Origin of the sequence: Curtobacterium sp. MCLR17_054 (genome assembly GCF_003234335.2) — a bacterium.
Taxonomy (GTDB): domain Bacteria; phylum Actinomycetota; class Actinomycetes; order Actinomycetales; family Microbacteriaceae; genus Curtobacterium; species Curtobacterium flaccumfaciens.
The window spans coordinates 3,123,412-3,136,877 of the sequence record NZ_CP126263.1; the positions used below are offsets into that span (position 1 = coordinate 3,123,412).

At 71.8% G+C, this 13,466-nt stretch carries 15 protein-coding genes; 5 read left to right on the forward strand and 10 right to left on the reverse strand.

Translation table 11 applies throughout. The annotated features are described in order from the left end of the window. Together DEJ08_RS14735 and DEJ08_RS14740 are read right to left on the reverse strand one after the other, a co-directional pair. On the reverse strand, positions 1–906 hold the full coding sequence (locus DEJ08_RS14735; RefSeq protein WP_110864111.1) for a hypothetical protein: 906 nt from the start codon (positions 904–906) through the stop codon (positions 1–3). Then, positions 906–1,373 carry a hypothetical protein gene (locus DEJ08_RS14740; protein ID WP_111055098.1) on the reverse strand — a complete coding sequence of 156 codons (468 nt, stop codon included), beginning with the start codon at positions 1,371–1,373 and terminating at the stop codon, positions 906–908. Before DEJ08_RS14740 ends, DEJ08_RS14735 begins: the two co-directional genes overlap by 1 nt. Positions 1,374–1,452: 79 nt before the next feature. Here DEJ08_RS14740 and DEJ08_RS14745 point away from each other — a divergent pair, with 79 nt between their 5' ends. Together DEJ08_RS14745 and DEJ08_RS14750 are read left to right on the forward strand one after the other, a co-directional pair. Further along, positions 1,453–1,836 (forward strand): ArsR/SmtB family transcription factor, encoded by a 384-nt coding sequence (locus DEJ08_RS14745; RefSeq protein WP_071406097.1) that lies wholly within the window; start codon positions 1,453–1,455, stop codon positions 1,834–1,836. Then, entirely contained in the window at positions 1,836–2,819 is a 984-nt protein-coding gene (locus DEJ08_RS14750; protein WP_111055099.1) for an SRPBCC family protein, read from the forward strand. Before DEJ08_RS14745 ends, DEJ08_RS14750 begins: the two co-directional genes overlap by 1 nt. Positions 2,820–2,991: 172 nt before the next feature. Here DEJ08_RS14750 and DEJ08_RS14755 read toward each other — a convergent pair whose 3' ends face one another. The 5 genes from DEJ08_RS14755 to mvk are packed head-to-tail and all read right to left on the reverse strand — an operon-like array spanning position 2,992 to position 8,266. Next, a complete protein-coding gene (locus DEJ08_RS14755; RefSeq protein ID WP_111055100.1) occupies positions 2,992–4,155 on the reverse strand; it encodes a hydroxymethylglutaryl-CoA synthase in 1,164 nt (387 codons plus the stop codon). Further along, positions 4,152–5,216: a hydroxymethylglutaryl-coenzyme A reductase family protein gene (locus DEJ08_RS14760; RefSeq protein WP_071406099.1), complete on the reverse strand. Its 1,065-nt coding sequence runs from the start codon at positions 5,214–5,216 to the stop codon at positions 4,152–4,154. The genes DEJ08_RS14755 and DEJ08_RS14760 overlap by 4 nt, the downstream gene beginning before the upstream one ends. Next, positions 5,209–6,291: a phosphomevalonate kinase gene (locus DEJ08_RS14765; protein ID WP_111055101.1), complete on the reverse strand. Its 1,083-nt coding sequence runs from the start codon at positions 6,289–6,291 to the stop codon at positions 5,209–5,211. The genes DEJ08_RS14760 and DEJ08_RS14765 overlap by 8 nt, the downstream gene beginning before the upstream one ends. Next, entirely contained in the window at positions 6,288–7,289 is a 1,002-nt protein-coding gene (mvaD, locus tag DEJ08_RS14770) for a diphosphomevalonate decarboxylase (protein ID WP_111047298.1), read from the reverse strand. The genes DEJ08_RS14765 and mvaD overlap by 4 nt, the downstream gene beginning before the upstream one ends. Beyond that, positions 7,283–8,266 (reverse strand): mevalonate kinase, encoded by a 984-nt coding sequence (gene mvk, locus DEJ08_RS14775; protein WP_111055102.1) that lies wholly within the window; start codon positions 8,264–8,266, stop codon positions 7,283–7,285. The genes mvaD and mvk overlap by 7 nt, the downstream gene beginning before the upstream one ends. 104 nt (positions 8,267–8,370) lie before the next feature. Between mvk and DEJ08_RS14780 the strand changes: the two genes are divergently transcribed. Genes DEJ08_RS14780 through DEJ08_RS14790 form a run of 3 tightly spaced genes read left to right on the forward strand, consistent with a single transcriptional unit; the run spans position 8,371 to position 10,322 of the window. Then, positions 8,371–8,847 carry a MarR family winged helix-turn-helix transcriptional regulator gene (locus DEJ08_RS14780; RefSeq protein WP_181439038.1) on the forward strand — a complete coding sequence of 159 codons (477 nt, stop codon included), beginning with the start codon at positions 8,371–8,373 and terminating at the stop codon, positions 8,845–8,847. A gap of 50 nt (positions 8,848–8,897) precedes the next feature. After that, positions 8,898–9,320 carry an organic hydroperoxide resistance protein gene (locus DEJ08_RS14785; protein WP_071406102.1) on the forward strand — a complete coding sequence of 141 codons (423 nt, stop codon included), beginning with the start codon at positions 8,898–8,900 and terminating at the stop codon, positions 9,318–9,320. 27 nt (positions 9,321–9,347) lie between these two features. Further along, positions 9,348–10,322: a zinc-binding dehydrogenase gene (locus DEJ08_RS14790; protein WP_071406109.1), complete on the forward strand. Its 975-nt coding sequence runs from the start codon at positions 9,348–9,350 to the stop codon at positions 10,320–10,322. Positions 10,323–10,390: 68 nt separating this feature from the next. Here DEJ08_RS14790 and DEJ08_RS14795 read toward each other — a convergent pair whose 3' ends face one another. The 3 genes from DEJ08_RS14795 to DEJ08_RS14805 form a co-directional block, all read right to left on the reverse strand. Continuing rightward, positions 10,391–11,095 carry a DUF4396 domain-containing protein gene (locus tag DEJ08_RS14795; protein WP_220035463.1) on the reverse strand — a complete coding sequence of 235 codons (705 nt, stop codon included), beginning with the start codon at positions 11,093–11,095 and terminating at the stop codon, positions 10,391–10,393. Between the two features lie 109 nt (positions 11,096–11,204). Next, positions 11,205–12,662: a sugar porter family MFS transporter gene (locus tag DEJ08_RS14800; protein ID WP_111047300.1), complete on the reverse strand. Its 1,458-nt coding sequence runs from the start codon at positions 12,660–12,662 to the stop codon at positions 11,205–11,207. Positions 12,663–12,817: 155 nt separating this feature from the next. Beyond that, on the reverse strand, positions 12,818–13,354 hold the full coding sequence (locus tag DEJ08_RS14805) for a hypothetical protein (RefSeq protein ID WP_111047301.1): 537 nt from the start codon (positions 13,352–13,354) through the stop codon (positions 12,818–12,820). Positions 13,355–13,466: the final 112 nt, after the last annotated feature.

The window sequence follows — 13,466 nt, forward strand, 5'->3', positions numbered from 1 at the left end:
TCATCCTCCGAGGCTCCGGGTCAGGGTCCGTTCCGCCGACCGCACCTGCGCGAGTTCGGCGTCGTCGAGGGTCCGGCCCTGCACCTCGGCGTCGCGGATCGCGATCACCAGGTCGTAGGTCCGGGCCTGCGGGTCCCCCGGCCGCTCGACTGCCCGCACGGCGTGCCGACGGGCGATGCGGCGCAGGCGCCGGTGGTGCCCGCGGTGGCGCAGGTCACGGCCCCACCGCCGGAACGTCAGCGAGGCCATCGCCACGACGATGAGCACGATGCCGAGGTAGAACGGCGGGTCGAAGGCCAGCCGCAGGCCGTCCCGCACCCCGGCCGGGAAGAGTCCGAAGTGGTCGGCGGTGAGCGAGGCGACCTCGTCGACGCTCGCCACGACGACCAGGGCGAGCCCGACGCGGAACACCACGAGCGCCACCGGGTTCTGCAGCACGCCGCGGCGCAGGGTCGTGGCGGCGATCAGCCCCACGCCCACCATGTACACCGTCCCGTAGAGCCACATCGGGGTCTGCTCGATCTCGCGCACGATGAAGTGGAAGTCGGTCCCGCCGCGCTCCTCGACCAGCAGGAACGGCACCGTGAAGGCCACGACCACGACGAGCAGCGCCACCGGCCTGGCGAGCACCGGGCGCTCCGGCAGATCGTCGGTGCTCGCGCGCAGCATCAGCCAGAACGCAACGGTCGCGCAGACGTTCTGCACCAGGTTGATGAGGTTCGAGCCGCCAAGGGCACCGTCGAGCACCGGCTGCGGCACGACGCTGCCGAGGGTCAGGAGCCCGAGCGCCCCGACGCCGGTGGCACCCCAGGCCGCCCGACCACGGGGGTTCCGCAGCACGTACGGCGTGCGGGCGAGGAAGATCAGCGCCGCGAACCAGAAGGCCGCGGCGTGCAGGACGGCCATCAGCCGTAGGCCCGCTCGTCCGCGGCCGTGGCCCCGGCGAGCAGGACCGTCGCGAGCTCGTAGGCGAACCGTTCGGCGAAGTGCTCGTCGTCGTCGGAGATGCTCACGAGCCCGGAGTCGACGTCGAGTGCGCGACGGCAGACGTGGCCCCCGGCGGCGAACTCGGCGACGGACGACGCGGTCGGTGTGCCGACGTCGCCGTGCACCAGGTGCCCGAGCTCGTGCAGCACGCAGTGCATGCGGTAGAGCGGCGGTGCGTCGGCCGGCACGAGCACCAGGTTCTCGTGCTCGAACTGCGACACGAGTGCGGTGAGCGGACCCCAGCTCGGGCCGTCGACGTCGACGACGCGCGTGGGCTTGCCGACCATCCGACCGACGCCGGTCACCACGTCGGACAGTTGCGGCGCACGGGGCAGGGTGGCGACGAGGGCACGGACGGCACCGGACGCACCCAGCTGCTCCGCCATCGCCCCTCCGATCTCCGCGGCAAGACTACCGGCAGGTCCCCCTTGTGGACGAGACCGGCCGGACGTAACCTACAACCAAATGGTTGTACGAATCGAACTGTCCGACGCCGAGGTCGACCGGGTGTTCCACGCACTGGCCGACGCGACCCGTCGTGACATCGTCCGGCGCACGCTCGTCGGGTCGTCGTCCGTGAGCGAGCTCGCGGACGCCTACTCGATGTCGTTCGCCGCCGTCCAGAAGCACGTCGCCGTCCTCGAAGGAGCCGGACTCGTGAGCAAGGAGGCCCGCGGCCGCACCCGCATCGTGCGCGCCGAGCCGGAGCAGCTCGACCGGGTCCGCGCCCTCCTCGACGCCTACGGCCGCCTCTGGCACACCCGGATGGACCGCCTCGGCGACGTGCTCGACGGCGACGCGTCCGGACACCCAGCACCAGACGACACCCGACGACACCAGGAGCGATGATGCCCACCACGTCCGTCCACACCGATCCCGACACCCTCTCGATGACCCTCGTCGCCGAGTTCCCCGTCCCCGTCGAACGCCTCTGGGCCGCCTTCGCCGACCCGCGCCAGCTCGAGCGGTTCTGGGGACCGCCCGGGTTCCCCGCGACCTTCACGACGTTCGACCTGCGCCCCGGCGGCCGGGCCGACTACCGGATGACGTCCCCGCAGGGCGAGCGGTTCCACGCCGTGTGGCAGGTCACCGAGGTCGACGAGCACCGTCGCATCGTCTTCCGCGACCTGTTCACCGACCCGGAGGGCACGGTCGACGAGTCGCTCCCCACCAGCGAGACCGTGCTGTCGTTCGGGCCGGCGGACGACGGCTCGCGGGTCACCGTGGTGTCCTCGTTCGCCTCGACCGCCGACCTCGACGCGATGCTCGAGATGGGCATGCTCGAGGGCTACCAGCAGGCCTTCGGCCAGCTCGACCGGGTGCTCGCCGACCTGCGCGAGTGGGCCCTCGGTGCGGGCACCGAGACCGAGGTCCTCGACGACACCCACGTCCGGATCACCCGGGCGTTCGCGGCGCCGCGGCACCTGCTCTGGCGGGCGCACACCGAGCCCGACCTGGTGCGCCGGTGGCTGCTCGGCCCCGACGGGTGGGAGATGACGGTGTACGAGAACGACCTGACCCCGGGCGGCGTGTTCCGGCAGGCCTGGGCGCCGACGGGTGACACCGAGGGCGAGCCCTTCGGGTTCGAGGGCGAGAACCTCGTCGTCGAACCCGAACGCCGGATGGTGTCGACCGAACGCATGACCGGGGCGCCCTTCCCGCCGAACACGAACGACCTGCAGTTCGACGAGGCCGACGGCGTCACGCTCATGACGCTGCTCGTCACCTACCCGGACCGGGAGCAGCGGGACATGATCCTCGCGACCGGCATGACGGAGGGCATGGAAGCCAGCTACCAGCGGCTGGAACGCGAGGTCCTGTCCGCAGCGTGACCGGCAGACGGACGGGAGGCCCGTGGCGGCGCCGCCACGGGCCTCCCGTCCGTCCCGAGCAAGCGACAGATCCCGGCGCACGATCCGGGTCCGGTCCCCGAGAGCGACAGATCCCCGCGGATGTTCCGCGGGGATCTGTCGCTTTCGCGAGGGGCTGGTGGGCGCAGGCCGGCTACTCCGGCTGCGCCGACGCCTCGTAGTGCCGCGCGCCGCCGCGCACGCCCGCGAAGCGGAACGGCGCGGTCGTGACGCGCGGACGCTCGACGTCCTCGCTGGTGGCGGCACCCGCGGCGTGCAGCGCGCGGTACGCGTCGACCGTCAGCGGGACCCGCGCCTCGAGCAGCGACCGCACGCGACCCGCGCGGCGGTGCTCGCGGTAGTCGGGCCGGACGACGCCGGTGATGAGTTCTCCGACGCTGCCCGAGCCGTAGCTGAACAGGCCGAGCCGCTCCCCCGCCAGGTCGTCGTCCAGGTCGAGCAGTGCTGCGAGCCCGATCCAGAGCGACGCCGTGTAGGTGTTGCCGGTCTGCCGGTTGTAGGTGAACCCGATCGCCAGGTCGGCCTCGTCGAAGGGTGCGCCGACGTGCTGGGTGAGCTTGCGGTGCGCCTTGATCGCCATCTTGGTGAAGGGCTGGTGGTGCACGAACCGGGCGATGTCGTCGTACGCCGGGCCGCCCTGTTCCGCCAGGTCGTCCCAGGCGCCGACGAACGCGTTGACGTACGCGCTCACCGAGAGCCGACCGTCGACCAGTGCGGTGGAGCGGTCGTTCGGGCGCCAGAAGTCGTCGACGTCCGCCGTGTAGACGCCCGCCGCCGGCTCGATCTCGATCAGGTCGGGGTCGGCGGACACCAGGATCGCGGCGGCACCGGCACCCTGCGTCGGCTCGGCAGGGGTGTCGACGTCGTACCGGGCGACGTCGGCGGCGATGACGAGCACCCGCTCGTGCGGGGCGCGCGCGACGATGCCGAGTGCGAGCTGCACCGCGGCCATCCCGCCGTAGCAGGCCTGCTTCAGCTCGACCACGCGGACGGCCTTCGGCAGCCCGAGCAGGCCGTGCACGTACACGCCGGCGGCCTTCGACTGGTCGACGCCGGACTCGGTGGCGAACAGCACCGTGCGGATGCCCTCGACGCCGTGCCGGTCGATGAGCTCCTTCGCGGCAGCGGCGCCCATCGTGACGATGTCCTCGTCGGGCGCGGGCACGCTGAAGGCGTCCTGCCCGATGCCCACGTGGTACTTCGCCGGGTCGACGCCGAGCCGCTCGGCCAGGTCGTCGAGCTCGAGCACGTGGTGCCCGGTCACGATCGCGATGTCGTGGATGCCGACGCCGCTCATGCTGCACCGCCTGCGGGCTTCGTGCCGCGGCGTTCCATGGCGACGTGGGCAGCCATCAGCTCACCCGGGTTGGTCTGTGCGGCGAGGAGCGAGAGCTCCCCGCACAGGACGGTCGCGGCGCACAGGGCGGCGAGGCGGCGGGCGTTCCCGCCCGGCTCGCGGTCCTCGCGGCAACCGAGGCGCACCAGGGCGTCCTCGACGACGGGCAGGTCCCCGCCCTTGCCGTTGCCGACCGTGCCGACGATCAGGTGCGGCAGCGAGGTCGCGAAGTACAGGTCGCCGTCGCGGTCCTCGGCGCTCGTGATGCCCTGCGAGCCCTCGACGATGTTGGCGGCGTCCTGCCCGGTGGCCAGGTAGAAGCCGAGCAGCATGTTCGCGTAGTGCGCGTTCGCCGAGCGGATGGCCCCGGCGATCGTCGACCCGATCAGGTTCTTCGCGATGTTCAGCTCGACGATGCGCGCGGTGCTCGACCGCAGGCGCTTCTCGACGACCTCGCCGGGGATCACGATCTCGGCGATGGTGTTGCGGCCGCGGCCACGGATGCCGTTCACCGCGGTGGCCTTCTTGTCGGTGCAGAAGTTGCCCGACACCGAGACGTACCGCAGGCCCGGCTGCCAGTCCAGGATCGCCGGCAGCAGCTTGTCCGCCGCCTGCGTGACCATGTTGTGGCCGGAGGCGTCGCCGGTGGTGAACGCGAAGCGCAGGAACAGCAGGTCCCCGACGATCTCCGGGTGCACCTCGATGAGCTTGGCGAACCGGCTCTGCCCGGACACGATCGCGGCGAGCTCGTCCTGGCGCGCGAGGATCTGGCCCGCGGCCACGTGTGCTGCTGCGGCGCTGTCGGCACGGACCACAACGGAGCGGGTCATGCGCTCGTCGACGACGGTCGCGACGATGCCGTCCTCGACCATCCGCGAGATGCGGGCGCCGCGGCCGACGGACGGCCAGAGCGGCGACTCGTAGGTGGCGAGGGGGACCTCGTGCTCCCCCTGCACGGCGTTGCCGCTGACGCGGATCGGGCCGACCCACTTGGTGGGGATCGGTGTGAGCAGGTCACTCATCGAGGGCTCCTTCTGGTGCTCGCACCGCGACGCTGAGGTGTCTGATGTCGTGCGCCTCCCAGGCGCGGTGGATGCCGGCGGGGTCGGTGTCCGCCGGGACGAGCGCGATGCCGCAGTCGCCGCCGCCGGCACCGGACGGCTTCGCCGCCCCGCCGGCCGCCTCGACGACGTCGCACAGGGTCGCGAGACGCTCGGTCTCGATCTTCGACCCGACCGAGTCGCCGAGACGCTGCAGCAGCCCACGGGCGCGTCGGAGGGCACCGAGCGTGCGCTCGGCGTCGCCGGTCTGGAGGCCCGTGGTCAGGTCGTCGACGGCGCTGCGGCTCTCGTCGAGGAACGCCTGGTACCCGCCGTTGCGGTGCCGACGCACCACGTCGACGAGTTTCGTGGTGGACGCGGGCGAGCCGGTCCAGCCGACGAGCAGCTGCAGGTTCTCGGGGGCGGGCAACCGCTGGACGTCGAAGCCGTCCCACGCGTCGGTGTCGGTCAGGATCGCGGACACGGCGTGGTCGCCGAGCATCGCGGCGAGGCGCTCGCGGTCGGGGGCGCTGTAGCGCAGCCAGCCGCCGAACGTGCTCGCGGCGAGGTCGCCACCGGAGGCCCGGGGGTTCACCCGGATGGTGGCGAGCAGCGCGACCTGGAAGCGCTGGCGCTGCGTCAGGCCGATGCCGTAGAAGCGGTCGAGAGCACCGACCGTGGCGACGGTGACCGCGGCCGAGGACCCGAGTCCGAACTTCCGGCCGCTGGCGTCGTCGAGCTGGCTCTCGATGCGCAGGTCGTGGAACCGCGGGGCGATGCCGTGCTCGGCGCGGAGCTTCTCGACCAGGTCGATCGTGGCCATCACGTAGTCGTAGGGGTGGTGCTCACGGTCGAGCGCCAGGCCGTCCTCGGCACGGGTCCACGTGAGCGGCAGGTGCCCGTACTCCTCGGAGTGCACGCTGCCCGCGCCGTGGCCTTCGCGCACCTTCGCCGTGATGGCGCGGTCGAGGGCGATCAGGACGGACGGCTGGCCCGGCTCGACGACGGCGTACTCGCCGGCGACGAACAGCTTGCCGTGTGCACGGAACTCGATCACTGCGCGGACTCCTTCTGGTCGGGATTGCTCCCGGTCTCTTCGGAGCGGAGCACCCGCGCGGCAGGTCCGGTGCCGGACTCGATGACGTCCCCCAGCGACGCGAGCGCCCCGGCGACGGCCGCCCGGTCCTGCGGCTTCGTGAGCACGACGACGTTCGGGCCCGCGTCGGCCGTGGCGTAGGCCTCGGTGCCGCCGGCACGCAGCTCGGCGACGGCGTCGAACACGGCGACGCTGCGGGCGTTGAGGTAGCGGATCGGCGGGAACGCGCCCTCGATCGTCGCGTGCATCCGGAGCGCGTTGCTCTCGGTGATCTCGCCGATGCGGGTGAAGTCGCCGGCCGCGCAGGCCGTGAGCATGTCGCCGACGGTCTCGGTCGTCGAGGTCACCCAGGCCGGGTAGAAGGGCGACGTCGCGATGGTGCGGCGCATGGCCTCGCGCGACCCGATCGGCTTCGGGCCGGCGTCGATCGTGACCACGACCATCGCCATCGGCGGGGCCGGGATCGGCTCGGCGAAGGAGCCCTGGTCGTCGCCGGCGTGCCAGACGGCGACACCGCCGGGGATCGAGCGCGTGGCCGAGCCGGAACCGCGACGTGCCAGACGGGACAGGTCGCGCGGCGACAGGTCGAGGCCGTAGGCCGCGGCGGCCGCGGTCGCCAGGGCGGCGAAGCCGGACGCGCTCGAGGCCAGCCCGGCACCGGTCGGGACGGTGTTCTCGGACACCACCGACGCCCGCTCGGACGACCCCGCGAGCTCGCGCACCAGGTCGAGGAACTGCTGCACGCGCACCAGCGCACCGTCGTCGACGACGTGACCGTTCAGCGTGAACGCATCACGGGCCTCCCGCCCGCCGTCCACCGTGACGGTGGTCGTCGTCGGGAACACGTCGAGCCCCATCGAGACGCTGCCCGTGGCGGGCAGCGCGAGCTGCGCGTCCGCCTTCCCCCAGTACTTGACGAGGGCGATGTTGGGGTGCGCGACGGCGGTGGCTGTCAGCAAGCGCGGGCTCCGATCGTGGTGGTCCAGGTGGCTGCGGCCCCTGCGCCGCGGAGTGCGGCCGCGATGCGGTCCGCGTGGTCGTCGTCCGCGGCGAGCGCGAGGACGCACCCGCCCCGCCCGCCGCCGGTGAGCTTCGCGCCGAGGGCGTCCGCAGCACGTGCGGCGTCGACGAGCCGGTCCAGGTCGTCACTCGACACGTCGAGTGTGCTGAGCAGGTCGTGCGCGGCGTCCATGGTGGCACCCAGAGCCTGGGCATCGCCGTCCTCGAGTGTCCCCCGTGCCCGACGGGCGAGCGCACCGATCCGGTCGATCACGGCGCCGACACCGACCGGGTCCTGGTCGTGGCGGGCGCGGACGGCCGAGACGGCCTCGCGGGTGTGCCCGGGGACGCCGGTGTCCGCGACGACGAAGGTGAACCGGACACCGAGCGTGACGGGTTCGATGTGCCCGCCCTCGAACCAGACCGGCGCGGACGCGACGACGCCCCGGGCGTCGAGGCCGGACGGTCGGCCGTGGGCGACGCGTTCGCACTCCTGGATGAGCTCGTGGTGGGTCTCGAGGTCGAGGGTCTCGCCCAGGGCGTCGGCGACGGCGGCGGTCACGGCGGCGGCGACCGCGGCGCTCGAGCCCATGCCGCGGGCGGTCGGGACCTCGCTGTCGACCCGGACGTGGAAGTGGCGGTCGGTGACCCCGAAGTGGCGCAGGGTCGCGGTGACGGCGGTGACGGTCGGCATCACGGCCGCGGGTGCGAGGTCGAGGGGGCCGGTGTGCACGGTGGACTGCAGGCTGTGACCGGGCTGCTCGGCGTCGGCGGCGACCGGGGTGACCGTCGCCACGACCCGTGCGTCGAGCACCGGCAGGACGAGAGCGGGTGCGCCGTAGACCACGGCGTGCTCACCGATCAGGATCGTCTTGCCGTGGGACGACGCCGATCCGTTGCCGGGGGTCGTGGTGGTGTCGAGGTCGCTGCTGCTCATCTTGGGTCACGTCAGCCTAACCGTCCGGGTCGTCGGCGTGTTCGTCAGCTGGGCATCCGCTGCATCGAGTTGTGCACAACTTGGTTGCGTGACAGTGTGGACGCATGCCCGTGACCGACGAGATGGTGTGCTTCTCCCTCTACGCGGCGTCCCGCGCCACCACGCAGGCGTACCGCACGATGCTCGAACCCTGGGGTCTGACGTACCCGCAGTACCTGGTGCTCGTGACCCTGTGGGTCGAGGGCGACCAGACCGTCTCGAGCCTCGGGGAACACCTGCAGCTCGACTCCGGCACCCTCTCGCCACTGCTCCGCCGCATGGAGCAGAGCGACCTGGTCCGCCGCGAGCGCCGCAGCACCGACGAGCGCGTCGTCACGGTGACCGTCGGTGACCGCGGCCGCGAACTGCGGTCCGAGCTGAGCGGCATCCCCGCGCGCATCGCCGCCGGGATGGGCCTGGCCGACGAACGTGCCGCCGCCGAGCTCATCGCGACGCTGCACCGGCTGACCGAGACGATGCACGCGGCGGCCGACCCCGAGCACGACGCCGCGGGCGCCGACGCCGGCGTCGTTCCGCGCTGAGCGACGCACACCCCCGAACTTCACGATCCGCCCCACAAGGAAGGAACCCCATGGAAACCCTCTACACCGCCGAGGCCCTGGCCACCGGCGAAGGCCGCAACGGCCACGTCGCCACGAGCGACGGCACGGTCGAGTTCGACCTCGCCATCCCGAAGGAGATGGGTGGCTCCGGCAACGGCGCCAACCCCGAGCAGCTCTTCGCCGCCGGCTACGCCGCCTGCTTCCACTCCGCACTGCAGGGCGTCGCCCGCAGCCAGAAGGTGAAGATCACCGACTCGTCCGTCGGCGGTCGCGTGTCGATCGGCCCGAACGGCAACGGTGGCTACCAGCTCGCCGTCATGCTCGAGGTCGTCATCCCCGGCCTGGAGCACGACCAGGCCCAGGCCCTCGCCGACGCGGCCCACCAGGTCTGCCCGTACTCGAACGCGACCCGCGGCAACATCGACGTCACCATCGTCGTCTCGGAGGACTGACCCATGAGCACCACCACCCCCACCACCATGCGCGCCGTCGTCCACGAGACGTTCGCCGAGCCCGCCGACGTCCTCGAGGTGCAGGAGCGCCCCGTCCCGACGCCCGGCGCCGGCGAGGTCCTCGTCCGCACGGTCCTCTCCCCCATCCACAACCACGACCTGTGGACCGTCCGCGGCACCTACGGCTTCAAGCCGGAGCTCCCCGCCGCCTCGGGCACCGAGGCACTCGGCGTCGTCGAGGCCCTCGGCGAGGGCGTCACGAACCTGCAGGTCGGCCAGCGCGTCGCCGGCGGTGCCTTCGGCGTCTGGGCCGAGTACTACACCGCCAACGCCGCCGGGCTCGTCCCGGTGCCGGACGCGATGACCGACGAGGCCGCCGCCCAGCTCGTCTCGATGCCGTTCAGCGCCATCAGCCTGCTGCACTCGCTCGACCTGCACGAGGGCGACTGGATCATCCAGAACGCCGCCAACGGTGCGGTCGGACGCATGGTCGCCCAGCTCGGCGCCGCCCGTGGCATCAACGTGATCGGACTCGTCCGTCGCGCCGCCGGTGTCGACGAACTCCGCGAGCAGGGCATCGAGCGCATCGTCGCCACCGACGCCGACGACTGGCAGGACCAGGTCGCCGCGATCACCGGTGGCGCCCCGATCATCGCCGGCGTCGAGTCGGTCGGTGGCAAGGCCGCCGGCGACATCGCCTCCGTGCTGGGCGAGAACGCCACCCTCGTCGTCTTCGGCGCGATGGCGTCGCCGACGCTCGAGATCCCGTCGGGCAAGGTCATCTTCGGCCAGCTCACCGTGAAGGGCTTCTGGGGCTCCGTCGTCAGCAAGACGATGCCGGCCGAGACGAAGGGGCAGCTCTTCGGTGAGCTCATCACCCGCGTGCTCGACGGCTCGCTGACGCTCCCCGTCGCCGAGACCTTCGCCTTCGAGCAGGTCCGCGACGCCGTGCGCGCCAGCGATACCGCCGGCCGCGTCGGCAAGGTGCTCCTGCGCCCGTAGCGCGACCACAGAACGGACGGAGGCCCGGTGCCAGCTGGCACCGGGCCTCCCGTCCGTCCGCTGGTCCGTCACATGGCCTCCTTGATGCCCCGACGCACCAGCCACGCGTTCACGGGGTAGGAGCAGACGAAGCCGGCCACCATCGCCAGCTGCATCGCCACCCAGAACTCCGGCGAGAAGACGCTCGCGCGCCCGCCGACGAGTGCCGGGAACACGACCAGCTGCCACACCGCCATCAGGCCGTACATGCCCACCTGCCACGCGATGATCGACAGCGTGTCGGCCTTGAGCGCGGCGACGAGCCCGGCCCGGACGCCGAGGCCCCGCATCGGCGCGATGGCGAAGTACTGGAACGCGATGCCGAGCACGAACGCGATGACGAAGTCGACGATCCACCCGGCGACCATCCGGTCCTGGTAGAGCGACCCCAGGCCGACGACCACCCCGAGCGCCGGGAACGCCGCGAGCCCGAACTCGCCGATCAGGTCGCCGAGGGCGCAGCCGGCCCCGCAGTGGCTCGTGTCGATCGCGGTGCCCGCCCACCGTCCGTGTCCGGGCGCCGAGGCCCGCCCCCGACGCAGGTAGAAGACGAGCCACACGACGCTGCCGAAGAGCATCGTGAGCGGCCACACGAACGCCATGACGCGCATGTGCGGCGGCCGACGCACCACGTCGACCGCCACGAACACGGCGCAGCCCACGGCGACCACGAGCAGCGCCGAGCACACCACGTTCAGGGCGGTGGGGAAGTCCTGCAGCACCAGTTCCGTCACGCCTCCATGCAACCAACCGGGCGGCGACGGTGGATCCAGTGAGCAGAAGACGCCGGGTGCCCTGGGGCGACCCGACGTCTTCTGCGCACTCGGTGCGGCGTGGTGCGGACTAGCGGCGCGACGCCTTCACGGGGACGGTGAAGATGTTGCCGGTGGTGACGCCCTCTTCGACCTCTTCGAGGGTGCGCCCGCGGCTCTCCGGCACGAACTTCCAGATGAAGAGCAGCGCCAGCAGCCCGACGACCCCGAAGCCGAAGAACGTCCCGGTGATGCCGGTCGCAGCGACGATCGTCGGGAAGTACAGCCCGAGGAACGCGTTCGCGATCCAGAGGCAGAACACCGAGATGCCCATGCCGAGCGCACGGATCTGCGTCGGGAAGATCTCGGACAGGACGACCCACACGGCGATGTTGAGGAAGGTCTGCATCGAGCCGACGAACGCGACGACCAGGAACAGGATGACCCACGGGCGGGCCGGGTTGCCCTCGGGCAGCGCCACCGACGCGATGCCGATGAGGAAGTGGCAGATCGTCGTCAGCGTGAACCCGAGGATCAGCGTCGTGCGGCGGTTGATCTTCTCCATGTTGTACAGCGCGATGACGCCACCGACCACGGCGATGACGCCGGGGGCGATGTTCGCGATGAGAGCGGCCGACGCCTGGAACCCGGACTCGATGAGCACGGTCTGGCCGTAGTACATGATCGAGTTGATGCCGGTGAGCTGCTGCGCGACGCCGAGCCCAGCGCCGATGAGCACGATGCGGATGAGCCACTTGTTCCCGCGCAGCGTGTGCCAGCCACTGACGCGCTCGACCTTCGCTTCGAGGTCGTTGCTCCGCTTGATGTCGTCGAGCTCGGCGCGGGCCCGATCGGTGGTCCGGACCTGCTCGAGGACCGAGAGCGCCTCGTCGTAGCGGTCCTTCGACGCGAGCCAGCGCGGCGACTCCGGCACCCGGAGCATGCCGACGAACAGCGCGATCGCGGGGAGCGCACAGACGGCCAGCATGACGCGCCACACGCCGTTGCCCTCACCCCACACGTTGCCGATGATCGCGTTGACCACGAACGCGGCGAGCTGACCGATCACGATCATGAGCTCGTTGCGGCCGGACAGCGACCCGCGGATCTCGTACGGCGCGAGTTCGGCGAGGAACACCGGAACCACCGTGGAGGCGCCACCCACCGCGAGGCCGAGGAGCACACGACCGACGACGATGACCTCGAACGTCGGCGCGAACACGCAGATCAGCGTGCCGACGAAGAACGTGACAGCGAGCAGGATGATCGTCTTGCGGCGACCCCAGCCGTCGGCGATGCGGCCGCCGAGCATGGCGCCGATCGCGGCGCCGAAGAGCAGCGAGCTGGTGACGACACCCTCGGTGAAGTTCGTGAGGCCGAGCTCCGCCTTCATCGGGTTCAGGGCACCGTTGATGACACCGGTGTCGTACCCGAAGAGCAACCCGCCGAACGTGGCGACGAGGGCCAGCACACCGAGTCGTCGGCGGTGCGGCCCGGTCCCCAACGGGGGCAGTGCGACAGTCGGGGCTGTCGGTTTGATGTCGACCATTCGGTGACTCCTTCGTCGGTGATCGCGCGTCAGTGCGTGGACCGATCGTAACCCGAATCCATGTCCTGTCAATTGGACATTCTGTCGTCAGGTCGTTTGGATCGGTCCACAGAAGGCCTGATGAGGACGGGAGCGGTCCAATCCGCGGATCGGGCTCAGCGCTCGTCGTCGACGGGGCCGTCGCCCAGGACGTCCCCCAACGAAGCCATGTCGGCACCGTGGTCGGTGTAGCGGCGCACGGTCCGTCGGGCGGCGGCACTCGCGGCGCCGGACAGGGCGGAGTTGCGTCGGGCGGCGTCGGCGACGCGTCCGGCGTGCCCCGCGGTGGAGAGCAGCACGTTGGCCAGGGCTCGGGCGTCGCCGCGCTCGGGGACCCCGGTCACGGTCCACGCCGTGCGGACCTGGGCGTCAGGGGTGACGCCACGACGGGTGCCCATCCGGTGCCAGTCCGACAGCACGCCCTCGGTGCGCGAGGCGGCGCGGTCTGCCTCTCCCGCGCGACGGCGTGCGGCGTCACGGGCGTCGGACTCGGTGTCCGAGCCCTCGACCGTGTCGTACCGGTCGGTGAGCCCGTCGGCCCGGCGCCGGACGCTGTCGGCACGTTCACGCGCTGCGACGTCGTCACCACCGGCCGCTGCGATGCGGGCGGCGTGCGCGGCGGCAGCCGCGGCGAGGATCTCCGAACGCTCCATGCCCTCGACCGTAGCCGCTCCGACCGACACCATCTCGCCCCCTCGGCGGCTGGACTGCGTCCCGGGACACAGTCCGCCGGCGACGACGACCGTGTGTTCGCCATCGCGTTAC

Bases quoted from the DNA above. Each gene is read 5' to 3' on its own strand.
- DEJ08_RS14735 (WP_110864111.1), bottom strand. From the start codon at position 906: ATGGCCGTCCTGCACGCCGCGGCCTTCTGGTTCGCGGCGCTGATCTTC.
- DEJ08_RS14740 (WP_111055098.1), bottom strand. From the start codon at position 1,373: ATGGCGGAGCAGCTGGGTGCGTCCGGTGCCGTCCGTGCCCTCGTCGCC.
- DEJ08_RS14745 (WP_071406097.1), top strand. From the start codon at position 1,453: ATGGTTGTACGAATCGAACTGTCCGACGCCGAGGTCGACCGGGTGTTC.
- DEJ08_RS14750 (WP_111055099.1), top strand. From the start codon at position 1,836: ATGCCCACCACGTCCGTCCACACCGATCCCGACACCCTCTCGATGACC.
- DEJ08_RS14755 (WP_111055100.1), bottom strand. From the start codon at position 4,155: ATGAGCGGCGTCGGCATCCACGACATCGCGATCGTGACCGGGCACCAC.
- DEJ08_RS14760 (WP_071406099.1), bottom strand. From the start codon at position 5,216: ATGAGTGACCTGCTCACACCGATCCCCACCAAGTGGGTCGGCCCGATC.
- mvk (WP_111055102.1), bottom strand. From the start codon at position 8,266: ATGAGCAGCAGCGACCTCGACACCACCACGACCCCCGGCAACGGATCG.
- DEJ08_RS14780 (WP_181439038.1), top strand. From the start codon at position 8,371: ATGCCCGTGACCGACGAGATGGTGTGCTTCTCCCTCTACGCGGCGTCC.
- DEJ08_RS14785 (WP_071406102.1), top strand. From the start codon at position 8,898: ATGGAAACCCTCTACACCGCCGAGGCCCTGGCCACCGGCGAAGGCCGC.
- DEJ08_RS14790 (WP_071406109.1), top strand. From the start codon at position 9,348: ATGCGCGCCGTCGTCCACGAGACGTTCGCCGAGCCCGCCGACGTCCTC.
- DEJ08_RS14800 (WP_111047300.1), bottom strand. From the start codon at position 12,662: ATGGTCGACATCAAACCGACAGCCCCGACTGTCGCACTGCCCCCGTTG.
- DEJ08_RS14805 (WP_111047301.1), bottom strand. From the start codon at position 13,354: ATGGAGCGTTCGGAGATCCTCGCCGCGGCTGCCGCCGCGCACGCCGCC.